Source organism: Herpetosiphonaceae bacterium (assembly GCA_036374795.1).
GTDB lineage: Bacteria > Chloroflexota > Chloroflexia > Chloroflexales > Kallotenuaceae > LB3-1.
The window spans coordinates 1-22,601 of sequence record DASUTC010000239.1 but is presented as its reverse complement, the minus strand read 5'-3'; the positions used below and the strand labels follow the sequence as shown (position 1 = coordinate 22,601).

Genomic DNA, 22,601 nt, shown 5'->3' with positions numbered 1-22,601 from the left:
AGATATGAAAAGGCTCAGGTTATCCCTGAGCCTTCGTCATCGGTCGGATTTCCTGGTGTGGCAAACTAGTTTCTGCAAACCGCCAAACTGGTTTCTGAATTACACCAAACCAATTTCTGCAAATCCGCATTCTCGAATGGTGACCCCAGCGGGATTCGAACCCGCGATCTTCACCTTGAAAGGGTGACGTCCTAGGCCGCTAGACGATGGGGCCGTATATTATTTTTCAGTTCGCGCGGCTGCCTCGTTGAGAGCGCCCGCCCGCAACCTGGCGAATAGTACCACAGCTCTGGTAGCTCGTCAAATGTTTCGGCAGGCGGGCGCAACCAGGCCGCTTGACTCTGGCCGCGCCCGCTCGCGCTGCTATTGCTCTGCGGCGTAGCTCTGGACCAGATCGACGAGCAGCCGCACGCCGATGCCCGTCGCGCCCCGGCGATTGTAGGGCTGTGGCTGATCCTCGGATTTCGGCGGCTCTTCGACCCAGGCGGTGCCTGCGATGTCGAGGTGGACCCAGGGCCGTCCATCGACGAAGTTCTCAAGGAACGCGCCCGCGGTGATCGTGCCAGCCGCGCGGCCCAGCGATGAGGTGTTGCGCACGTCGGCGATCTTGCTCTTCACCGCCTGGCGATACTCCGGCAGCAGCGGCAGCTCCCAGACCAGCTCGCCGGTTTGCTCGCCGACCCGCTTGACGCGCTCGGCGAGCGTGCTGTTATTGGTGATCATGGCGGTGATATAGATGCCCAGGGCGATCACAACCGCTCCCGTGAGCGTGGCGAGATCGATAATCGCGTCGGGCTCGTAGCGCTGGGCGTAGGAAAGCCCATCTGCCAGCACCAGGCGTCCCTCGGCATCGGTGTTGAGAATCTCCATCGTCACGCCGTTCATCGCGGTGAGGATGTCGCCGGGCTTGTACGCATGACCGCCGGGCAGGTTCTCCGTGGCGGCGACGATTCCGACGACATGGACGTTGTCGGGCTTGAGATCGGCGAGCGCGCTCATCGTGCCGAGCACCGCCGCCGCGCCCATCATATCCATCTTCATCAGGTCCATCTTCTCGGCGGGCTTGATCGAGATGCCGCCGGAGTCGAAGGTAATGCCCTTACCGACCAGCGCGAGGGTTTTGCCGCTGCCCTTTTTGCCATACTCCAGCACGATGAACTTGGGCTCCTCGTGGGCTGCCTGGCTCACGCCGATCATACCGCCCATACCCAGCTCGCGCATCTGATCGCGGTCGAGCACGGTCAGTTGCATGCCACCGCGATCGGCGATCTCACGGGCAACATCGGCGAAGCGCGTCGGGGTACACACGGCGGGCGGCTCGTTGCCCAGGTCGCGGGCTAGCTTGACGCCTTTGGCAACGGTCTGCGCCAGCTCAAGCACAGCGGCGTTGCCCTCGCCGACGATCGTGATCTCCTCGATCTCGGTCTGTGGCTCCGCGTTCTTTTTGCTGCCTGCGCCTTTGAAACGGTCGAAGCGGTAATCCGCCAGCAGCACGCCGTCGGCAATCGCACGCAGCGCGGCATCGCGATCCAGGTCATTGATCTCAGGCAGCGCGATCGCGGCGGCGCGAACGTTCAGCTCTGTCGCTTTGATCGACGCATAGGCATACGCCCGCCGCAGCCGCTCGGTCGTCAGCTCATCGCGGCTACCCAGCCCCAGCAGCAGCAGCCGCCGCGCCGCAGCCTGCTTGCCGCCGTTGGTCACGAGCATGGTTTTCTTGAACGTGCCGCTAAAATCATCCGCCTCAATCAGGCCGGCGACGACCTGCGGGAGCGCCTCACCGGAGAAGATGCCGATGATGGCGAGCGGCGTTTGAAGCTTAGCAATCGAACCGGACTTGAGGGACAGGTTCATCGATATATCCTTTCAATTGGCGTCGCGATGGTTGCGCTGATGGCGAACCATGATTTGTGTCGTGGTCTGGGTAGAGATAGACGGATCAGCGGCCCCAACTGGCGTGCAGCCCAACGAATGGATTAAGCTGCTTCTCCTCACCGATCGTCGTGGCGGGGCCGTGCCCCGGATACACGCGCACATCGTCGGGCAGCGGCCAGAGCTGCTGCTCGATCGACTGAAGCAACGTCTGGGCATTACCAGCTAAGATATCGGTTCGCCCGACACTGCGGTAGAAGAGGGTGTCTCCCGCGATCAGCGCTTTAGCGGTGGGCGCGTACAGGCAGACGCTACCAGGGCTATGCCCCGGCGTATGCAGCACCTGGAGCTCCACATTGCCGCAGGCCAGCCGCGCGCCGTGTGCGAGCTGCCGCTCGGCGGGCGCGACCGGCTCCACCGCGAATCCGAACATCTGTCCCTGCATCACCGCCCCGGCCAGCAGCCAGTCGTCGGCAGGATGCAGATAGACCGGCACCCGTGCCCGCTTGCGCAGTGTCTCGACCGCGCCGATGTGATCGAGGTGGGCGTGAGTCAGCACGATCGCCGCCAGCGTCACACCGGCATCCGTCACGGCCTGCCACAGCCGATCGGCCTCCGCGCCAGGGTCAATAAGAAGCGCCTGACCGGTTTCGGTGCAGGCGAGCAAGTACGGATTTTCAGCCAGCGGCCCTACCGTAAAGCTGTGAATCTGCAACATAGCTCAACAACTTCGTCATACAACGATATGGTGATATTCTAGTGAGGCGTTCGCCGCCTGTCAAATAGTTTGTTAGACCTGCTCGATCGCCACATTGACCGGCAGCGCGAATCCGGCGCTATGCTGGCCGGGGAAGCGCACGAGCCGCAGCTCGGCGTCGCGCAGATTGTCGAAAAGATTGCCGTTCAGCGTTGCCTTGATCCGCCCCTGGACCGCGCCGTCGCGGATCAGCAGCGCCTGCGAGGTCGAGAGCGAGTAGTTGCCGCTGGTTCGATCCTGCGTATGCAGGCCGAGCACGCTCAGCACGAGGATCGCCTCGTCGAGCTGCGGCTGAAGCTGGTCCCAGGCAACCTCGTCGGCGGCCTGCATCACGACGCTCTCTTCATTGCCCGGCGGCGTGGTCGGCGGCAGGTTGAGACGGCGCGCATACTTGAGATCGAGTATCGGCTGGGTGAGCCGCCCGCGATCGATGTACGTGTTGGGCGCGCTCGGCAGGCCCTCGGTGGTGTACGCAAACGAGCCGATGCCAAGCGGCTGCCATGGCTCGACGCGCACCGTCAGATCGTCGCGAAAGACCTGCTTTTGGTCGCGAAAGTCCTCGGCGCAAAACGGCGACTGTCCATGAAAAATGGCCGAGCCGCCCAGGTTGCCCCAGACGAAGAAATTGAACATGCTATAGGCAACGTCGGGGTGCAGCACCACCAGCCGGGTGCCGTTGGCGATGCCGCTGGCCGGTGTGCGCAACTGTTGCAGATAGTCGCCTGCCAGCGCGATCTGATCGCTGATCGCGTCGAGCGGCGCGACGGTGCGCTGGCTCTTGCCCTCGCCGATGATGCCGTCGAAGGAGCCGGAGTAGGAGAAGTTGGTGCCGTTGGTGCCGAGCGCCAGACCTCTGGACGTGCGCAGCCAGCTCTGGCTCATGCTGACGCCGACGCCGCCGTTGAGGGTTTTTGCCTCGTAGCGCGCGGCCAGCCCTTGTAGCTCCTTGACGATCTCAAGCAGATACTCGGTCCGCTCGCGAAACAGCGGCGGAATGTCCTCGGAAAAGAGCGGGACGTGCTGAACGGTCGGCTGCTCTAGAAACTGCGCGGCATCGGGATCGTCGTAGGCCGCCTGGCGCGCGTTGGCAAGCATCTGATCGATGATCGAGAGGCTATTGCCGTCGAGATTGCCCCGGCTGAGCCGTTGATCCTGCCACTGCACCAGAAAGCCGCCGCTGGTGCTGGCGCTAAACGAAAACGGGCTGTACACGCTGCCGACATCGTTGTCGCGAATGCCGATGCCGAGTGATCGTCGCTCGCTGATGTTGATCCGATAGTCGGCGATGTCGGCATGGGCATCGAAAATGGCCTGAATATCGTCGATGTAGCTCATGCTGCTCCTGGGTTTCGAGTTTCGAGTTCCTGGTTCTCGATTTGTTCCTTCGTTCCCCTGTTCGTCGTGTTGTTCTTTGTTCTCTGCTCGGCGCTCTGCTACGCCCCACCGATCAGCACTGCCGGACTCGGCTCAAGGTACAGGAAGTAGTGCGAGCCGCCCGACGATGGCACAGACTGGCCCGCCTTCCCGCAGAAGCCCATCGCGTCGAGCTGGAGCGGGCCGAAGCCTGCCGCAATCGCCTGGAGCGCCGCGCGGGTCTGGCCGCTGAAGATCGCCGGCTGGAAGAGCCTGACGCCTTCGACGCTCAGCTCCCATAGCGCGGCGCAGTTGAAGACGAAGTCGCCCTGCGCGGGGCTGACCTGGCCGCCTTTGTATCCCGCAAGGTAGATCACCGGGTGTCCCGCCTTGAGCAGGCCCGCGTTCAGCAGCGCGGCACGCACGTCTTCAGGCGTTTGCTCCTCGAAGCGTCCGGCCATCGGATAGGCGTCGGGCAGCTCGATGCGGATATTGGTCATGCGCGGCACCGGCACCGAGCCGTAGCTCTGGGCGCGGCCCGCGTCGATCACGCGCGTGCCTGCGGCCTTCGCTGAGAAGAGATCGGCCAGCGCGTCTTGCAGCACGCCCGCGTTGAGGATCGTCGCGCGGCTGCGCCGAATGCCGTTCGGCGAGAACGGCTGGTAGGCATGATCGCCCACGACGGGCTCGTCGACGATCGTCACGATCGGCGCTGCCATCTGCTCGCCGACGCGGAACGCGCCGTCACGGCTCAGGATCGACGTGCGCAGGCCATCGGTTTCGGCGGCATGGCCGAACGCCTCGTGCGCCAGACCTTTCGCCATCGCGTAGTCCATGATGATCGGATACGCGCCTGCCGGGTAGCGCGGCGCGGAAACCAACTGCTGCGCTGTCTCGACCGCTTTCTGTGCCCGCAGCATCAGCAGCTCGCGATCGTCCAGCAGCACCTCGTAGCCCGTGCGCGACAGCGACGAGTTAACGGTATGCGCCGTGCCGTTATGCTGCACAGTCGTCGAGTTGAAGCAGTAGCCGTGTGGCAGCAGGTAGCTCACATCCGTCCCGTCGGAGCGCACGATGCGCCACTCCTCGCGGTCGATGTAGAAGGGCGTGCGCACCTTCACCCGTTGGCTATCCGCCGCGCCATAGCCCATCACCTCGGCGTTGATCTCCTCGACCAGCGCCTGGACCCGCTCCAGCGGCAGCGCGTCCAGCGTGTAGGGCGTCGGCGGTACCTCGACCGCAACCGTTGGCTCTACGTCGAAAATCGCCGTGTTGCGCTGAAGATCGGCCTGGGCGGCGGCGTGGAGTCCCGCAATCGCCGAGCGTAACGCTTCCTCCGTCTGCGCGCGCGTCAGCTGATCGATAGCCGCGAACGCGGTATGCCCCTCGCGATCGAACACATGCATGCCGATGCCCTGCGCCAGCGCCGTCGCAATACCCTCGGTCTTCCCGTTGGCGACCGTGACGCTCCGGCTTTCGATCCGCTGAAGCCGGGCGATCAGGTACACGTTGTGCTGAGCCGCCGTGTCGAGCAGATGAGCCAGCAGATCGGAATATTCATGCAGCAGTGGTTGAGTCATGCGAACGTCCTTGAGAACAAAGAACAGAGAGCAGGGAGCTGAGAGCAACAAGATTAATCCTTTTTGTTCTTTGTTCCGTTGTTCTATGTTCCTATGTGTTGCTTGAAGAACTCTACCATACGCTGCAAGTAGCGCTGGTTGCTCGTGCCCTGGAACGAGTGGGGCTGGCCCTGGTACTCGAACCATTCGACCGGCTTGCCCGCCGCTCGTAAGCCGTCGTAGAGGTCGGCGGGCCACTTGCGCGGCACAGTCTCGTCGTTAGTGCCCCAGTGGATCTGTACCGGACAGTTGACATAATTGAGATGCGGCAGCGGCGATAGTCGCTCGTACAGCGCACGGCCTTCCTCCGGCCTGACCGGCCAGTCGATCGGATCGATCTGCTGGCCGCGACTGGCCGCGCGCTCGACGCGGAACCAGTAGTCTTCGACGATATTTGACGAGGCGGGCGCGTAGATCAGGGCCGCGCCGATCTGATCGCTGATGGTGATCGCTTTAGCGGTGATCGCGCCGCCGTTGCTGTGGCCCCACATGCCGATCTTGCCGGGCTTCGCGCTCGGCAACTTCTGCGCCAGGGGGATCAGATTGAGCGTGTCGATCACATGCCCGGCACGAAACAGATTCGGCGCGTCGTCCGAGGCTGCGTGCGAGCGAAAATCGGGCGAGAGCGTCATAAAGCCGCGCTCAGCCAGATAGTCGGCGGCTAGCCTGGTGCCGTTGCCGGTCTTGTACACATTCAGCGGATAGTAGCCGTGGTTGAGGATCACCACCGGGAACGGGCCGTCACCCTTCGGCTGGTTGAGCATGCCGGTGATACGCAGGCCATCGCTGGGATAGGCGAAGAGGTAGCGCGTAAACGTGGTGGTTTCCTCCAACGTCTGGAGGATCTCGATCTCGCCGTCGCCGTAGCTCCGCGCGCGCAGGCCCTCGATCGTGAGCGGTGCGTACTGCGCGAAGGGATCGGGCGTGGCGGTTGGCGGGACGAGCGTGGCGGTTGGCGGGACGGGCGTGGCGGTCGCAGTGGCAGCCGCGATCGTCGGCGTGGGCGGGCTGGTCGGAATAGGGGACTGACTCGTCGGCGCGCCTACCTGAGCGCCGACCACGGCGGTCGTCGCCTGGGCGCTTGGCTGTGGCTCCTGCGCGCAGCCGACGAGCGCCGCGCACAGCATCAGACAGATCATGCTCCTCATATCTATTGATTGTACAGGGTTTTGCCGATGGGAGTAGTGTATAGCGGCTCCTGATCAGGCGCGAGAAGTAGCTCCTCGCGCCTGGCGCTTAGCCCCGCCGCTGTTTGCGCTGCTCCAGCTTACGCTGCTGGACTCGATCGTTTTTGTCGCGGCTGCGATCTTTTTTGACGCTGCTCGCGCCCTTGACGTTCATTAGCGGCCACAGTCGGCGCACCGGCTCGATCAGATCGGCCTGGTTGTGGATGACGGTGTCGAGGTCTTTGTAGGCCTGCGGCGCTTCGTCCAGGTACTCGCGGCTGGTTTCGGCGACGATGCCCTTCATCTTGTGGGCGAACGATTCGAGCGTGATCGAGCGCATCGCCTGGCCCCGGCTCATCACCCGGCCCGCGCCGTGCGAGCACGACTGGAACGATTCGGGATTGCCCAGGCCGCGCACAATGTACGAGCCGGTCGCCATCGAGCCGGGGATGATGCCAAGCACCCCCGATCCGGCGAAGGTCGCGCCTTTGCGATGCACCCAGACCTCGCGGCCATACGCCTGCTCGCAGTTGGCGTAGTTGTGATGGATGTTGATGCAGGCCGCCGGATCGAACTGAAGATCGATTCGGAGCCGCTTCTTCAGCAGATTCGCAAAGATCTGGGTAAAGGTCCAGCGCATCCGCTGACGATTCTCCATCGCGTAATCCTGCGCCCAGAGCATATCGGTGAGGTAGCTCTGGCCTTCCTCGGTGTCGAGCGGCAGGACCCACAGGTCGCGGGCCGATGGAATGTTGAGCCGCTCGTTGAGCGCCTGGGCCTGGGCGATATGATGCTGCGCGATCATGTTGCCCGATCCACGGCTGCCGCTGTGCAGCATCAGCCAGACCAGGCCGTCTTCGTCTTTGCATAGCTCAAGAAAATGATTGCCGCCGCCCAGCGAGCCGAGCTGGTACGGCCCCTTCTCGCGCACGATCGGCGCGACCGCCTCGGTGTAGCGGCCCTCCTCGAAGCCATCCCACTCCTGTGGCCCGCTGTGCTGCCCAAAGCCGGTCGGGATATGCTTTTTGGTCAGCTCATGCAGCTCGCGCAGAAAGGTCGGCGACAGATCCACGGCGCGCAGATTGAAGGGCTGGGCCAGCATGCCGCAGCCGATGTCGACGCCCACGGCGGTCGGAAGCAGCACGTCGCTGGTCGCAAAGACGCTGCCGATCGTCGCGCCCAGGCCGTAATGCACATCCGGCATCGCCGCGACGTGGTGAAAGACGAAGGGACAGCCGGCCAGCGCCGTAAGCTGCTGCTCGGCGGACTCCTCGATCGCATCGGTCCAGATCTTCACCGGGACGTGGCCGGTGGTTGCCGCTGGAATTTCTTTAAAAACAGGCATAGTCTCCTTAATCTCCATCCTGCGCTGCGCTATCGTCTAAGGTTTAAGATGCGGTCACGTCAGTTTGCGTGCCACGATCCGAGCAATAGCGCCTAGGGTGATGCGTCGCGAAATACCGCCACGCGCCATTGCAGATCGGCCAGCGACTCGCAGGTTTCGAGGCGGGCCAAGGCATCGCGGAGATCGCGGCCCCAGACGATGACGCCGTGCCCTGCCAGCAGCGCCGCCTTCGCGCCTGAGCGAATCGCCGCGCACCAGCGCTCCGCCGCTGCGGGATCGCCCGCCTCAGCCGGTGGCAGCAGCGGCACCGCTCCCAGCCCGATCCGGCCCTCTTCGGTGGTGGAGGTATCGAGCGGCTGCTGGAGCATCGCCAGCGTCGTGCAGGCGGGCGGGTGCGCGTGCAGCACCGCGCCGACCTCACGACTGGCTGCGTATGCCGCGAGATGCAGCGGCGTCTCGGAGGATGGCCTGCCCGCTTCGAGCGGCTGTCCCTGCGCGTCCAGCAGCAGCAGCGCGCCGCGATCGAGCAGCGCTTTGTGCGTGCCCGACCGTGTGATCAGGATGCGGCCATCGGCCAGCCGCGCCGAAATATTGCCCGCGCGTCCGGCGAAGATGCCCCGGCTATGGAGCAGCCGCCCCACGAGTTGCATCTCTGCTACGATCTGTGTCAGCTCGTCGTCGATCATCGTTTCAAGTTTCAAGTTTCAAGTTTCAAGCTCTCCTTTGTTCTTTGCTTGTGCGCTCAGACAGCACCCGGTTCCTTTGTTCTTCCCCCGTCACATCCACGCTCGCCAGTCGTCGCCGACCAGCCCACGCTCGCGGCTGGGCTGCATGGCGCTGGCGCAAGGACACGCGCGCGACTCAGGCAGGTTGGCGATCAGCGCTCCCAGCAGCGGCGTCAGATCTTCGCGGTGCCCGATCACACACAGCGGCAGGTAGCAGATCTCCAGCTCTTTTGCCAGATACGCCGCAGGAGCGCCATGCTGCGCCATAAGCTGCGCGCCCCAGCGCCAGTCGATCTGCGCCTGCGGATGATCCGCCACGGCCAGCGTGCCACGGGCGAAGCTGCGGAGGCCGCTGGATTCCAGCGTGTGCAGCGCCGAGCGCCGCAGCTCCGGGCAGAAGACGTGCTGCTGACCCAGGAAGCCGTAGCCTTTGCCGACGAAAAACGTCGCGACGCGCGCGACGGTCAGATCGACCAGATCATGCGGCACGACGATCGCCGCCGTAGACAGCAGCCGGTCGAGGGCGACCGCGCTGAGCAGCTCGATCGCGCGCGTGATGCCCAGCGTCTTCGCGGCGTAGATCGCGGCGTGGGCCGCTGGCTCGTCGCGCAGCAGCGCCGCCTGCTGGCTGCCCGCCTCGATCACGCGCAGATCGATCTCGCCAAAGGGCGTGGCGCAGGTGTGAGTCGTGATCTTCATGTCACCTCCGCTGCCAGATGCTCCGCCGCCGCCAGCGCGATCCGCAGGCAGCGCTGCGCGACCTCGACGCCGAAGAAGCGCGGCGCTCCTGCGACCGGCTCGACGCCCGTGGCGTAGTTGGTGACGTACGCCAGCGACGCGAAGCGAATGCCAAGCTCGCGCGCCAGGAAGACCTCAGGCACCAGCGTCATGCCGACCACCTCCGCGCCAAACCTGCCCAGCGCGGCGATCTCGGCGGCGGTTTCCAGCCGTGGCCCTTCCGAGCAGGCATACACGCCCACCGGAAAGACACGATCCTGCTGCGCCGCCGCGACCTCGTACACGACCTGCCGCGTCGCCTCGTCGAAGGGCGCTTCCGAGGCCGGGCTGAACACCCGCTGGCGCTGGGCTGCTGGCGGCTCATCGGTGAATGCGCGCTGGCGGGTTTTAGTAAAGTCAAGCACGGCGTCGAGCACCAGCAGATCGTGGACTTGCAGCAGCGGATCGATCGCCCCGACGCCGTTCCAGCTCACGATATGCGTCGTGCCCAGCTCGTGCGCGGCCCACAGGTTGGCGCGGCTGTTGACGAACGGCGGCGTGACTTCCAGGCGTCCCCAGCCGTGCCGCGATGCAAAACCGATCCGTCGCTCGTAGCGCTCCGGCAGCAGCACCGCGCCCGCCGCGCCGTAGGGCGTGTCGATCTCGCGGCGTGCGCACGGCCCCAGCGCTGCATCCAGATCCAGAAAATACGCGCCCGTGCCGCCAAGCATCAGAATCATTCGGCATCCTCGACGTCGGGCGCTGCCGTGGCATGGTACTGCCGAATCTCGGCGGCGCGAAACACCCCACGGTCGGTGACGATCGCCGCGATCAGATCGGGCGGCGTCACATCGAAGGCCGGATAGTAGCCCTGCGCGCCGGGCGCGGCGACGCGCACGCCGTTGAACGACAGCACCTCGTCGGGATTGCGCTCCTCGATCGGAATATCCGCGCCGGTCGCCGTGGCCGGATCGGGGCCGTCGTAGCCCAGCACGTAGAACGGCACATGGTGACGCTGCGCCAGCACGGCGTACTGGTAGGTGCCGACCTTGTTCGCGGCTGAGCCGTCGAGCGCGATCCGATCGGCGGCGGTGATATATTTGGTGAACATGCCGCGCGTAAAGCAGAATCCGGCCATGTTGTCGGTGATTACCGTCGTCGGCACGCCGATCTCGACGCCGGAGGCCGCCGCCAGCCGCGCGCCCTGCAAGTAGGGCCGCGTCTCGTTGCAAACCAGCTTGATCGTCTTGCCCTGCTCGACAAACGCGACGTAGAGCATCCAGTTGAGCGCCGCGCCCGCGAAGCAGTGCGTCAGGATCGTATCGCCGTCGTCCAGCAGCGCTGCTGCGTTTCGTCCGCACCGCTCGCTCACGCGGTCGCCGTGATCGACAACCTGCCTGACGAACGCGGCGATCGACGCCTCTACGTCGTCGCCCGCGAAGATCGCGCGCTCGGCGGCGACAAGCGTCTGATCGATCACCTGATGCAGATCGTCGGCGGTGGGCCGCGTCTGCCGCAGCCGCTCGCCCGCGCTGATCAGCGCGCCGCGCAGCGCCTCGACGGGCCAGTGCCGATGGACATGCGCCGCGACCGCCAGCCCGTAGCCGCCGACGTACGCCAGCGGCGGGCCGCCCTGCACGATCATCGCCTCGATCGCGTGGGCCACCTCCTCGACCGTCGTACACGCGACGAACTCGGTGCTCTGCGGATAGCGGCGGCGGTCGAGAACCATCACCGCGCCACGATCGGTGTCATAATATAAGGTGTCACCACGTCGGGTGAGCAGTGGTAATGGCATAGGGTCTGCTCCAGAAAATAGCGAACAAAGAACAACGAAACATAGAACAGCAGCGGGGCGCATGCGTTGTTCTTTGTTTATTTGTTCTGACTATACGATTGATGATACCACGTCGGATCATGCTGCTCTGACGTGATTGTATGATAAGGCTGAATCGATGATCGATCCTTTGATGCTGACACGGACGAGCGACCGGCTGGCGGCGTGGCTGCGGCAGGCCGATGATCTGGCTGTTCGCTTTGCCGAGCGCGCGCCGCAGCACGACCGCGAGGCCAGTTTTCCCTTCGAGAATTTTGCCGATCTGCGAGCGGCGCAGTTTCATCTGCTGACGGTGCCCCAGGAGTACGGCGGCTGGGGCGCGACGCTGCCCGAAGCGATCCAGGTGGTCGAGCGGCTGGCTCGCGGCGACGGCGCGACCGCGCTGGTCTTCGATATGCATGTGCAGGTGCTCGGCTCGCTGAGCGAGAGCCGTCCCTGGGCCGAGCCGACGTTTGCCGCGCTCTGCGCTCAGGTCGTTCAGGCGCGGGCGCTGATCAACTCGTGCGCCACCGAGCCGGAGCTAGGCAGCCCGTCACGCGGCGGCCTGCCAGCGACTCGTGCGCGCTGGACCGGCGACGGCTGGGAGATCAGCGGGCGTAAATCGTTTTCCAGCGGCTCGGTCGTGCTGACACATGTGCTGGTTCCGGCAGTGCTCGACGACGCGCCGGAGGGCACGATCGGCGTGTTTCTGCTGCCGACGGATCGGCCCGGCATGCGCATCGACGAGACGTGGGACGTGATGGGCATGCGCACCACGGCCTCGCACGATCTGGTGCTGGAGGGCGTCCCCGCCTCGCCCGCCGATCTGGTGCTGCGCCGCGCTCCGGGTGTGCCAGATCCCGGTCGGACCAGCGGCGGCGCGTGGTTCGGCATGACGATCGCCGGGGTGTACCTGGGCGTGGCCGAAGCCGCCCGCGACGCGGCGATCCAGTTTGCCCACGAGCGCAGGCCGACCGCGCTCAAGGGCCAGTCGATCGCCACGCTTGAGCCGATCCAGCGGATGGTCGGCGCGCTTGAGGCCGAGCTGCTGACCGCCCGGTCGCTGCTCTACGCGATCGCCGATGCCTGGGCGCACTGCCCTGAGCAGCGCGCCGCGCTGATGCCGCAGATCGGTCTGTGCAAGGTCATCGCCACAACGCACGCCGTCAAGGCCACCGACCTGGCGCTGCGGGTGGTCGGCGGACAGTCGATGTCGCGGGCGCTGCCGCTGGAGCGCCTGTTCCGCGATGTGCGCGCGGGCCTCTTCCACCCGCCGACCGAGGAGCTGGCGTTGACGAGCATCGGCAGGAGCGTGCTGGGCGTGTAGCGCTAGACCACTCCGGGCATGATCCGCCGCGCGGCGAACATCCCGGCATCGCCGCCCTGAAGCTCACGCAGCAGGTGCTCCGCGACCATGATTCCCAGGCCCAGGCCGTGGCCGTTGAAGCCCACCGCAAAGGCGATCCGCTCGTCGCGGCGCAGGCGTCCCACCAGCGGCAGGCCGTCGGGCGTGAAGGCCATCGTCCCGGCCCAGCGCCGCTCGATCGGCACATCGGCCAGCTCCGGAAAGTGCCGCGCGAGAAACGCCTCAAGCGCGCTCTGAATACCGGGCGTCGTGTGATCGGCGTAGGTCCGCTCTGCGTCGAAGGCCAGGTTGCGGTAGCCGCCCAGCACAAAGCGTCCGTCCGGCAATTGCTGGAAGTACTCGAAGCCGTCGTCGCAGTAGCAGGCTTGCTGCAACACCTGCGGCGCGGGCGCGGTTGCGATCACCTGGCCGCGTCCCGGCACGATCGCGTCCGCGAACTCCGCGACCAGCAGCGGCGTCCAGGCGTTGGTCGCCAGCACCACGCGCTGCGCGACCACATCGCCGCCGCGCGATCGGACCAGCACGCCGTCGGCCTGCGACTCGATCGCGTAGACCTCGGCGGCCTCGCGCACCTGCGCCCCGCTGGCCTTGAGCAGCCCGGTCGTCAGGCTGGCAGGCTGGATCGCGCCGTCGTCGGGGATATGCACCCCGGCGATAAAGCCGCGTCGCAGCGGATCGTCGGCGTGCCACGTGGCGTTGAAGCCGTCCTCGCGCATCAGCCCGACCGACTCGCGCAGCTCCTCGGCCTGACGCTGATCGCAGGCCAGAATATAGCTGCCGCAGCGCCGCACGGGCGTGCCCAGCGTGGTCGCCCAGCCGATCATCGCCTCACGGTTGCGCACCGTCAGCGACCACAGCTCGCGCGTGGTGTCGCGCCCGTACAGCGCGCAGGCGTGGGCGTAGGAGTGCGCCACGCCGGTCAGCAGCAGGCCGCCGTTGCGCCCGGACGCGCCCCCGGCGATATGCCGCGCGTCTAACACCAGCGTGCTGCGCTGCTCGTCGCGCAGCTTGAGCGCCAGATATGATCCGATCAGCCCGGCCCCGATAATCACCGTATCGACATGTGGCGGCGTATCGGGCGCGCTGATCGTGGTTTGCCAAAGCCCAACCGTCATCGTCTACACTCCTTTTGTTGCTGATCAGGACGACTGTGTGAGCGCCTCGTGGACGGCGTGGTGAATCGCGGCGCGGAAACGGCCCCAGTCGCTCCAGCGCCCGTTGATCTCAGGGTCGAACTGCGGCCTGAGCTGCTCCAGGCGCTGCGCCAGCCGCGGCAGCTCGGCGACCGCCACCTCGCGAAAGTCGGCAACGCGCTCGTCGGGATCGACGCAGCCCAGCGTGCCGCCAACCTCGTCCAGCAGAAACGCGAAGGTATGAAAGCTGATCGGCCCGGATTGCGCCTCCGGGTGCGGCGGCACGTAGTAGGTGATCGCCGCCAGGAAGCGCCGCACCTCGACGTGCAGCCCGGTTTCTTCCTCGGTTTCGCGCAGCAGCGCCTCAAGGATCGGCTCTCCGTGGTGAATGCCGCCGGTCAGCAACCGGTAAGCGTCGGGCGGATAATAGGTCTTGCGCGCGGTCAGCAGCAGGCCGCTGCGCCGACGCAGCACCATACAGACCTCGCCGTAGCGGTCCGACTTGCCAAGCGGATCGAACAGCCGGTCGTCGAGCGTTATCGGTCGGCGGAGCGGCGATCCGTAGCGCTGGCCTAGCTCCGCGATCTCGCGTTCGATCGTCGGGTCGAGCATCACTGTTCCTTTCTTGCGCGGCGTCGCCGCTGCCAGCGCTTGATCCGCCGCGAGAGGAACATGCTCCCCGCGACGACCCAGCCGAGCCAGCCAAGGGCGGTCCAGCCATAGCGCGCGCTCCACAGCACGAAGCCGATCAGCACGCGGAAGGCTCCCATCTGCATCCGCTGATGGCGCATCACAGCGACAGGCCGCTCCCAATCCAGCGCCTCTAGCTCCGGCAGCCAGCCGCGATCGACGCAGCCTTCGAGCGAGAAAATATGCACCACGTCGGTGTACTGGGCCGCGATGCGCAGATCGCGGCGGAAGGCTTCCAGCGACATACGCGGCGATTGCAGGCCGGTGATCGGATCGAGGATCACGCCGCCGCCGGTCACGCCGATGCCGATGCCGTCGGCGTGCTGGCCGTAGGAGCGTACCACCGCGCCGCCGAGGTCGCTGCCGAAGATGCCTCGAAAAAAGTTGCTGCTGTAGAGCATCAAGACCTCTTCGTCGGCGGGCACGTCCACGATGTCGAGCATGCGCTGGATCAGCGTCGTCCCGGCGCGGCGATCGTCGACGATGAACGGGTACTGATAGGTATGCACCGCGTAGCCGTCGTGGCGGATCGTCGCCGCAAGATCGTGATAGGCCTCGCGGGCGGCGGGATAGAGCGCGTTGCGCTGCGCGAGCACCGCGCGGTTGAAAATACTGCGCATGCCCTGCCTGCGCGCGGCGTGCAGCTCCGCCAGCGACGGCTCGATGTCCAGCCCGACCGCCGTGAAGTGCAGATGCTCGCGCTCGGCCCACTCACGGAACGCCTGGTACGCTACGAGCGCCTGGGGGTAGTTGTGCAGGTTGAACCAGTAGCCTTCTTCGACCGGCAGCAGCAGCCAGGCCGTTACCGGAATATTGCGCGCGTTGAGCGTACGCACCGCAGCGGTACGCTGTGGGCTAAAATCGAGCATCGCCAGTGCAACGCCGTACTGCTGCGATCGTAATGTATCGATCAGGCCGGGCTGCTCGAATAGCTCGGCGAGCGCCAGCGGCCCCAGCTCACAAAAAAATATCACGTCTGGTCGGGGCATGGCTACAGCATAAAGGATGCGCCCGAAAAAAACAAACATGCCGAGCCGTGGACCGACGTTTTTCACGCCGCTGTGCGCGCTCGATTGGAGTATGATAGAGCAAAAGGAAACGCTATGACTGAATCCGCTATGTTCATTCTGCTGGTGGTGTTCGTGCTGTTCGTCGTGCAGCTCATGGCGATCACGTCCACCTGGCATCGCCTGACGGCGCGCCTGCACCGCTCCGCCGACACGCCACCCTTCAACACCGTGCTGACGATCGAGTCGGTCGGGCAGCAGCCGGTAGCGGTCACGCGGCTGCTGGAGCGCATGACCCGCCTGGATGTGGGCGAGATCGATCGGCTTGCCAGGCGCGGCGGTCGTCTGCCGCTGCCTATGTCGCGGCCAGCGGCGCTGCGGCTGGCCCAAGAGCTGCGGCGCGTCGGCGCGGAGGTACAGATCGCCGACCGCGAGACTCGTCAGCAGCCGGTGGCGTGACATGCCGACTGTTGTCGACGCCCTGAATCGTGTGCTGGACGTGCCGCGCACGCCGCAGCGGATCGTCTCGCTGGTGCCCTCGCTGACCGAGTGGCTTTTCGCGCTGGGCCTGGATGAGCGCGTCGTCGGTGTGACAGACTTTTGCACGCGGCCCACGGCAGCCGTCGCCGCCAAGCCCAGGCTGCGTGGCACGAAAAACCCCGATCGTGCTCGCATCATTGCGCTTGAGCCGGATCTGGTGATCGCCAACAAGGAAGAAAACCGGGAGCGCGATGTCGAGGCGCTGGCGGCGGCTGGTCTGGCGGTGTTTGTCACCGATCCCTGCACCGTGGCACAGGCGATCGAGACGCTGGCAGGGCTGGCGCAGGTGGTGGATGCTGCCGACGCCGCTCAGCCGCTTCTTGCCGAGATGCGCGCGGTCTATGCCGAGACGATGGCTGTTGCCGATCCTGGGCGGCGCGTGCTGGCTCCGATCTGGCGCGATCCCTGGATGGCGATCGGCTCCCAGACCTACGCCGACGATCTGCTGCGCGTCTGCGGCGGGCAGAACGTGGCCGCTTCGCTACCGGGACGCTATCCCCGCTTCGCGCTGGAGCAGATCCCCGCGCTGCGGCCCGACCTGATCGTGCTGCCCTCCGAGCCGTACGCCTTCTCCTCAGTCGATCTGTCGGCGCTTGAGCCGTTTTTCGGCGGCGCGGTGCATTTCGTGGACGGCGAGCTGCTGACGTGGTACGGGCCGCGTATCCCGCTGGCGCTGCGCACGTTTCGCGCGCTGCTAGAGGGCGGTTCGGATCACGACTCTTGATCAGTTCCAGGTTCCAAGCTCCAAGTTCCAAGCTCAGGTCCTCTTTTGTTCTCTTGTTCCGTTGTTCTCCTGTGCTTTCGCCCCCTGGTATGAATCCCCCTGCCGGAGTGGGCGAAATGGCGTATTTGCGAGCAGCGGCATCGCAGGGTATGCTATACAGTAGTGCGTTTTGGAGGCTACCATGCATTATAAAGTGTTCATCATCGGCTCCGGCCCGGCTGGGCTGACGGCGGCGCTGTACGCCGCGCGAGCCAACTTAAATCCCGTCGTCGCACGGGGGCTGCAACCGGGCGGCCTGATCGCGACCACCGACGAGGTCGAGAACTATCCGGGCTTTCCCGATGCGATCAACGGCTTTGATCTGGCGCAGAAGATGGAGCAGCAGGCGGCGCGCTTCGGCACGGCCTTTATCGACGGCATTGTCGAGCAGGTCGAGCTGCGCGAGCGCCCCCTGCGCATCACGATGGACTCCGGCGAGACGCATACCGCCGATACGCTGATCATCTCGACGGGCGCATCGCCGCGCAAGCTGGGCGTTCCAGGCGAGAACGAGCTAGCCAATCGCGGCGTCTCGTACTGCGCGGTCTGCGACGGCTTCTTCTTCCGCGAGAAGAAGCTGGTCGTCGTCGGCGGCGGCAACAGCGCCGTCGAAGAGGGGCTGTTCCTGACGCGCTTCGCCAGCGAGGTCAAAGTGATCCATCGCCGCGACGAGCTGCGCGCCGATCCGATCATTCAGCAGCGCGCGTTCAATAATCCCAAGATGACCTTCGTCTGGGATACGGTCGTCACCGAGGTGGTCGGCAACGGCAAGGTGACGGGCGTGCGCGCCAAGAATATCAAGACCGGCGTCGAGGAGTTGATCGAGGTGGACGGCGTGTTCCCCTACATCGGCCACATCCCGAACACCGGCCTCTTCAAAGGCCAGATCGATATGGACGAGAACGGCTACATCCTCACCGATGGTCGCACCCGCACCAACATTCCGGGCGTGTTCGCGGCAGGCGACGTGGTCGATCATATCTATCGTCAGGCGATCACGGCGGCGGGCGAGGGCTGTATGGCGGCGATGGAAGCCTCGTGGTATCTGGATAATCTGGACCATAAGGGGGAGAGCCTGGGCCAGTGGTAGCCCAGTGCACATGTCATCATCGCTGAACGTAACACACGCATCTGAGAGGGCATCCACACGGATGCCCTTTCGCGATCGTGCTGGCGATCCGCCGTATGCGATACCATGCCGCTATGTAAAGGTCTGACATAACATTGATCAAAAGTCCCACGCGCAAAGCCGCAGCCATGCTATAATCGGGGCAGCCGAGATCAGCCCGTTGTGGAGGAACGAACATGGAGATTTCGCATCGCCGACTCAATCGAGTAGACGTGCTGGCTATTTCAGGCCGGCTGACCGCCGCAGAAGCGCCGCAGGTTCAGGAACGCATCAATCAGCTCTTCAACGAAGGCCGCTACCGTATTTTGCTCGACTTCGCCGGCCTTGAATATGTGAGCAGCCCTGGCCTGCGGGTCTTGATCGAAGCTCGGAAGCGCGCCCGTGAGTGGAAGCTGACGGACTTCGATCGTGGCGATGTGCGAATTGTCAACCTGCCGCCTCGCATTCGGGAAGTGTTCGACTTGACCGGCTTCACCTCATTGTTCCACATCTACGATGATCTTGTCGAGGCTGTCGGCAGCTTTTAGCACCAACTTTTATGTAGCGAGCGCCACTGCGGCGCTCGTTGCCGTATAGCATCATGCCTTTTCGGACGATTACCGTGGAAGCATCGCTGGAGCATCTGGCGACGATCAGCGATTTCGTGGTGGACCAGGCCCGCGCCGCCGGTCTGGATGAGCACGCGGTCTGGGAAGTGCAGCTGGCGGTCGATGAGGCCGTGACCAATGTGATCCAGCACTCCTACGCCGAGGCCAAAGACACGATCACGCTGACGACCAGCCATGTCGGCGATGTGTTTGAAGTCTCGATCTGTGATCGCGGCGAGCCGTTCAATCCCGACGAAGTGCCGGAGCCGGATCTGATCTCGCCGCTGGAAGAGCGCCGCACCGGTGGGCTGGGCCTGTACCTGATGCGTAAGCTCATGGATCGGGTCGAGTTTCGCTTTGAGGACGGTGAAAATATCCTGGTGATGACCAAGCGTATCCCGCGCGCCGACCTGCGAGTCGTCTCGCTGTCGGGGCGCATCGACGCGGCGACCGCGCCTGCGGTGAATAGCACGGTGCGCGAGGCGATAGCTCAGGGCGCGCATCAGATCATCATCGAGCTGCGTGATGTGACGTTCTTATCCAGCAGCGGCCTGCGCACGCTGCTGCTGCTGGCGCGCGAGCTGCGCCGCGAGGGCGGCGATCTGATCCTGTGCGCGCTCCAGCCGCAGGTCGCCGAGGTCTTTCACCTGACCGGCTTCGATCAAATTTTTCAGCTTCATCATACTCGTGAGGAAGCTGCCGCCGGCTTCGTCAAAGAGACATGAGCGCCAAAGACGAGCGATTCAACCTGCCACGCTCGATTGCCACAATCCTGCGGATGCGCCAGCGGACGCTGCGCGAGCTGGAGCTGCTTAATGAGGTTTCGCGCGCGATTATTCGCTCGGCGCTGGATGTCGACGCGCTGTGCGATCTGGTCTATCACGAGGCCAGCAAGATCCTCGATACCCGCTGGTTTCACCTGGCGCTCTTTGAAGGCACGCACTATACGCTCAAGGTCCGCGTGATCGACGGCAAACGATTGCCGCCGCTGACCGTCGATCTCAGCGATAACGAGGGCCTGATGGGCTGGGTGCGTCGCACCGGCAAGGCGCTGCTGGTCGAAGATTTCGAGCTTGAGCTGCCGCAGCTTCCGGCGCGGCCCCGCTATCAGTCCGAGCATCCGCCGCGCTCCGGGATCTACGTGCCGCTGCTGGCAGGCGATACCGTGCTGGGCACGATCTCGGTCCAGAGCGAGCGGACGAATGCGTTCGATAGCAACGATATGCGGCTGCTCTCGCTGATCGCCGATAGCGCGGCGGCGGCGATCGCGAAGGCTCGCGCCTACGACTCGCTTCAGGTGCGGATCGGGCAGCTTGAGCTGATCGGCAAGGTCGGGCGGCAGGCGGCGATGATCCTCGATCTGGACGAGCTGCTGCCGCTGGTGGTGCACCTGATCCGCGACGAGTTCTGCTGCTTTCATGTGCATCTCTTCACCTGCGATCCCGCGACCAATCAACTGCTGTTTCGCGCCTCGACCGCCGATAACTCGTCGTTCTGGAGCAGCCGTAACCAGCGGCTGGCGATCGGCGAGGGCATCGTCGGCTATGTGGCCGAGACGCGCCATCCGCGCATTGTCAACGATGTCTCGCTTGAGCCGCGCTTTCTGCTGGACGTGCCCGGCACCAAGGCCGAGCTCGCCGTGCCGCTGCTCGTCGGCGACGACCTGATTGGCGTGCTGGACGTGCAGAGCAATACCATCGGCGCGTTCAGCGATAACGATCTGTTTGTGTTCCTGACGCTGGCCGATCAGATCGCGGTCGCGATCCAGTCGGCGAATGCCTACACCGAGCAGCAGGAGGAGGCGTGGACGCTGGCGGCGCTGCTCCAGACCGCCGAAAATATCGCGCGCGCCTCCAGCCTCGACGATCTGCTGGCGACGATCGTGCGCCTGCCGCCGCTGCTGATCGGCTGCGACCGCTGCGCGATCTTTTTGTATCGCCGCGCCGAAGATACGTTTGTGCCGATGGTATCATACGGCTGGGACGAGGCGATGTGCGCCGCGCTGATCCATCAGTCGATCAGGTCGCAGGAAGCGCCGCTGCTGGATCAGGTGCGCCACGAGGCCCAGCCGGTCGCGGTCGAGGACGACACGATCGCAGATAAACTGCCGCAGATTACGGCGCACTGCCCGACAGGGCTTCTGCTGGCGCTGCCGCTGACGGCGCGCGCTGCGGTGCTGGGCGTGCTGCTGCTCGATCGCTCGACCGGAGCCGAGCGCTGGACGCCGCGCCAGATGACGATCGCGATGGGCATTGCCAGCCAGGCGGCCAGCGCGATCGAGAGCGCGCTGCTGGCTCAGCAGGCCGTGGAGCAGGAGCGTCTGGCGCAGGAGATTCGTGTGGCGCGCGATATTCAGGCCGCGCTGCTGCCGAGCGCCGCGCCCCGGCTGCCGGGCTGGGAGGTCGCGTCGGCCTACCGGGCTGCTCGCGCGGTCGGCGGCGATTTCTACGATTTCTGGGTGCTGGAGCATAAGACCACGCCGCCGGATGTCGATACGTCGACAGTGCTGGCGCTGCCGGTGACGGCGGCGCAGCCCAATCCGCCGAGTGTCGCAGCATCCACCACGACGCCGCTTGCGTTTGGCTTTGTGATCGCCGATGTGTCGGATAAGGGCGTGCCCGCCGCGCTGTTCATGGCGCTGTCGCGCTCGCTGATGCGCGCAGCGTCGCTCGACGGCTCGGAGCCCGCCAAGGCGGTCGAGCGCGCCAACCGCTGGATCTCGCGCGACTCGCAATCGGGCATGTTTGTGACGCTCTTCTATGGCCTGCTCGATCCGGCCACGGGCGTGCTGCGCTTTACCAACGCGGGCCATAATCCGCCGATGCTGCTGCGAAACAACAGCACGATCGATACGCTCGGCACCAGCGGCATCGCGCTGGGCGTGATCGAAGAGATGCACTATCGCGAGTCGCAGGCGGTGGTCGGCATGGACGATGTGCTGGTCTGCTATACCGACGGCGTGACCGAGGCGATCAATAGCGCCGAGCAGGAGTACGGCGTGGGACGGCTGATCGATGTGGTGCGGAAGTATCGCGACCGCTCCGCCGAGGAGATCGTCCAGTCGATCCTGAGCGATCTTGCCGCGCATACCGGCGACCAGCCCCCATTCGACGATGTGACGCTGGTGGTGATCAAGCGGCTGGTAGGGTAGGGGGCGAGCGCCTTTAAACACGCCGCCGATCGAGACTTCACGACTCGATCGGCGGCGATTTGCTGTCCGTCAGGCTGGCGCTGGCGTTGCGAAGTACTCGGTGGTCGCTTCCTGGGTGAGCACCCAGAAGGTGTAGAGGCCGATCGCGGTGCCGATTGGGACGTTCACCAGGCCCAGCACGCCGACGACAATCGCCAGCACGCGCGCCCAGGGCCTGTGTTTGAGCAGGCCATAGCCCGCCAGCATGCCGGGTAGCGCCAGCGCCGCCAGCAGTAGCCCGATGGATGTGCCGACGATGCTGAGCACGGTTCTGGCCTCAGGCTCGCCGCTGGCAACGCCGATCCCCGTCAGCAGCACAAAGACAAATCCGCCAACCACCAGGAAGAGCGCATGCCCGATGATGTAGAGCCAGCCTAAGATCGTAACGTGCTGCTGCACTTCGCGTACATTCATGCTGTTCATCATGCCACCTCCGCTTGCTCGATGTACCGGGGCGGCCAGGGTTGGAACGAATGAGGTACATCGAGGGATGAGCAGAATATCCCAGTCTCAGGGTACGGCGCAGGGCTGCCATGTGACGAGAAGGCTTAGCTACGGTGGGGAAAGATCGCGCTACGGATGGTCGGTGGTGGCGGCTGCCAAATGCGGCGGAGCGGCTTAAAGACGAGGGACAGCGGCTCTACAACCGCTGTCCCGTGGGTCTGCTCTTAGCCGCGCTCTGCTTAGTGGCCCGCGACCTCGCGCGATAGACCGGCCTGTGCTGGGCCTCGTCCACGCCCGCCGCGCTGACTACCCGGTCGGCGCTGCTGGCGCTGCGGCTGCGCCTCGCCACGGAACGCAGGCTGCTGCCCGCTCCGCTGCGGCT

21 protein-coding genes and 1 tRNA gene are annotated in these 22,601 nt (G+C 65.0%); 7 read left to right on the top strand and 15 right to left on the bottom strand.

Features of this window, described 5'->3' with window-relative positions; all coding sequences use genetic code 11:
- Window positions 1-137: 137 nt before the first annotated feature.
- The 11 genes from VFZ66_17820 to VFZ66_17770 all read right to left on the bottom strand — a co-directional run bounded on the left by VFZ66_17820 (window position 138) and on the right by VFZ66_17770 (window position 11,352).
- Window positions 138-214: transfer RNA gene (locus VFZ66_17820), tRNA-Glu, on the bottom strand.
- Between the two features lie 149 nt (window positions 215-363).
- Window positions 364-1,854, bottom strand: a complete 1,491-nt coding sequence (locus VFZ66_17815; protein ID HEX6291048.1) for a leucyl aminopeptidase — start codon at window positions 1,852-1,854, stop codon at window positions 364-366.
- A gap of 85 nt (window positions 1,855-1,939) precedes the next feature.
- The gene (locus tag VFZ66_17810) at window positions 1,940-2,590 is read right to left on the bottom strand and encodes an MBL fold metallo-hydrolase (protein HEX6291047.1); all 651 of its coding nucleotides are present in this window, start codon (window positions 2,588-2,590) and stop codon (window positions 1,940-1,942) included.
- A gap of 72 nt (window positions 2,591-2,662) precedes the next feature.
- A complete protein-coding gene (locus VFZ66_17805; GenBank protein ID HEX6291046.1) occupies window positions 2,663-3,964 on the bottom strand; it encodes a metallopeptidase TldD-related protein in 1,302 nt (433 codons plus the stop codon).
- Between the two features lie 98 nt (window positions 3,965-4,062).
- Window positions 4,063-5,562: a TldD/PmbA family protein gene (locus VFZ66_17800; GenBank protein ID HEX6291045.1), complete on the bottom strand. Its 1,500-nt coding sequence runs from the start codon at window positions 5,560-5,562 to the stop codon at window positions 4,063-4,065.
- 83 nt (window positions 5,563-5,645) lie between these two features.
- Window positions 5,646-6,740: a prolyl oligopeptidase family serine peptidase gene (locus VFZ66_17795; protein HEX6291044.1), complete on the bottom strand. Its 1,095-nt coding sequence runs from the start codon at window positions 6,738-6,740 to the stop codon at window positions 5,646-5,648.
- A gap of 97 nt (window positions 6,741-6,837) precedes the next feature.
- On the bottom strand, window positions 6,838-8,112 hold the full coding sequence (locus VFZ66_17790; protein ID HEX6291043.1) for an RtcB family protein: 1,275 nt from the start codon (window positions 8,110-8,112) through the stop codon (window positions 6,838-6,840).
- Between the two features lie 92 nt (window positions 8,113-8,204).
- The gene (locus tag VFZ66_17785) at window positions 8,205-8,813 is read right to left on the bottom strand and encodes a class II aldolase/adducin family protein (protein HEX6291042.1); all 609 of its coding nucleotides are present in this window, start codon (window positions 8,811-8,813) and stop codon (window positions 8,205-8,207) included.
- A 75-nt stretch (window positions 8,814-8,888) separates the two neighbouring features.
- Window positions 8,889-9,536: a hypothetical protein gene (locus tag VFZ66_17780; GenBank protein ID HEX6291041.1), complete on the bottom strand. Its 648-nt coding sequence runs from the start codon at window positions 9,534-9,536 to the stop codon at window positions 8,889-8,891.
- Window positions 9,533-10,294, bottom strand: coding sequence for an MTAP family purine nucleoside phosphorylase (locus VFZ66_17775; GenBank protein ID HEX6291040.1), 762 nt, complete (start codon window positions 10,292-10,294; stop codon window positions 9,533-9,535). Before VFZ66_17775 ends, VFZ66_17780 begins: the two co-directional genes overlap by 4 nt.
- A complete protein-coding gene (locus tag VFZ66_17770) occupies window positions 10,291-11,352 on the bottom strand; it encodes a s-methyl-5-thioribose-1-phosphate isomerase (GenBank protein HEX6291039.1) in 1,062 nt (353 codons plus the stop codon). The genes VFZ66_17775 and VFZ66_17770 overlap by 4 nt, the downstream gene beginning before the upstream one ends.
- 157 nt (window positions 11,353-11,509) lie before the next feature.
- Here VFZ66_17770 and VFZ66_17765 point away from each other — a divergent pair, with 157 nt between their 5' ends.
- Window positions 11,510-12,697, top strand: a complete 1,188-nt coding sequence (locus VFZ66_17765; protein ID HEX6291038.1) for an acyl-CoA dehydrogenase family protein — start codon at window positions 11,510-11,512, stop codon at window positions 12,695-12,697.
- 2 nt (window positions 12,698-12,699) lie between these two features.
- Here VFZ66_17765 and VFZ66_17760 read toward each other — a convergent pair whose 3' ends face one another.
- Genes VFZ66_17760 through VFZ66_17750 form a run of 3 tightly spaced genes read right to left on the bottom strand, consistent with a single transcriptional unit; the run spans window position 12,700 to window position 15,548 of the window.
- On the bottom strand, window positions 12,700-13,851 hold the full coding sequence (locus VFZ66_17760; GenBank protein ID HEX6291037.1) for an FAD-binding oxidoreductase: 1,152 nt from the start codon (window positions 13,849-13,851) through the stop codon (window positions 12,700-12,702).
- A 24-nt stretch (window positions 13,852-13,875) separates the two neighbouring features.
- On the bottom strand, window positions 13,876-14,481 hold the full coding sequence (locus VFZ66_17755) for an NUDIX hydrolase (GenBank protein HEX6291036.1): 606 nt from the start codon (window positions 14,479-14,481) through the stop codon (window positions 13,876-13,878).
- On the bottom strand, window positions 14,481-15,548 hold the full coding sequence (locus tag VFZ66_17750; protein ID HEX6291035.1) for a hypothetical protein: 1,068 nt from the start codon (window positions 15,546-15,548) through the stop codon (window positions 14,481-14,483). The genes VFZ66_17755 and VFZ66_17750 overlap by 1 nt, the downstream gene beginning before the upstream one ends.
- A gap of 114 nt (window positions 15,549-15,662) precedes the next feature.
- On the opposite strand from VFZ66_17750, the gene VFZ66_17745 reads away from it, so the two are divergent.
- From VFZ66_17745 to VFZ66_17720, 6 genes are all read left to right on the top strand, one after another.
- Window positions 15,663-16,025 carry a hypothetical protein gene (locus VFZ66_17745; protein HEX6291034.1) on the top strand — a complete coding sequence of 121 codons (363 nt, stop codon included), beginning with the start codon at window positions 15,663-15,665 and terminating at the stop codon, window positions 16,023-16,025.
- Window position 16,026: 1 nt separating this feature from the next.
- Window positions 16,027-16,830: a helical backbone metal receptor gene (locus VFZ66_17740; protein HEX6291033.1), complete on the top strand. Its 804-nt coding sequence runs from the start codon at window positions 16,027-16,029 to the stop codon at window positions 16,828-16,830.
- Between the two features lie 181 nt (window positions 16,831-17,011).
- The gene (gene trxB, locus VFZ66_17735) at window positions 17,012-17,959 is read left to right on the top strand and encodes a thioredoxin-disulfide reductase (protein HEX6291032.1); all 948 of its coding nucleotides are present in this window, start codon (window positions 17,012-17,014) and stop codon (window positions 17,957-17,959) included.
- Window positions 17,960-18,174: 215 nt separating this feature from the next.
- The gene (locus VFZ66_17730; protein ID HEX6291031.1) at window positions 18,175-18,525 is read left to right on the top strand and encodes an STAS domain-containing protein; all 351 of its coding nucleotides are present in this window, start codon (window positions 18,175-18,177) and stop codon (window positions 18,523-18,525) included.
- A gap of 53 nt (window positions 18,526-18,578) precedes the next feature.
- The gene (locus tag VFZ66_17725) at window positions 18,579-19,310 is read left to right on the top strand and encodes an anti-sigma factor antagonist (GenBank protein ID HEX6291030.1); all 732 of its coding nucleotides are present in this window, start codon (window positions 18,579-18,581) and stop codon (window positions 19,308-19,310) included.
- Window positions 19,307-21,736, top strand: coding sequence for a SpoIIE family protein phosphatase (locus VFZ66_17720; protein HEX6291029.1), 2,430 nt, complete (start codon window positions 19,307-19,309; stop codon window positions 21,734-21,736). Before VFZ66_17725 ends, VFZ66_17720 begins: the two co-directional genes overlap by 4 nt.
- A 69-nt stretch (window positions 21,737-21,805) precedes the next feature.
- Here the strand turns inward: VFZ66_17720 and VFZ66_17715 are convergent, their stop codons facing one another.
- On the bottom strand, window positions 21,806-22,189 hold the full coding sequence (locus VFZ66_17715) for a hypothetical protein (protein ID HEX6291028.1): 384 nt from the start codon (window positions 22,187-22,189) through the stop codon (window positions 21,806-21,808).
- Window positions 22,190-22,601: the final 412 nt, after the last annotated feature.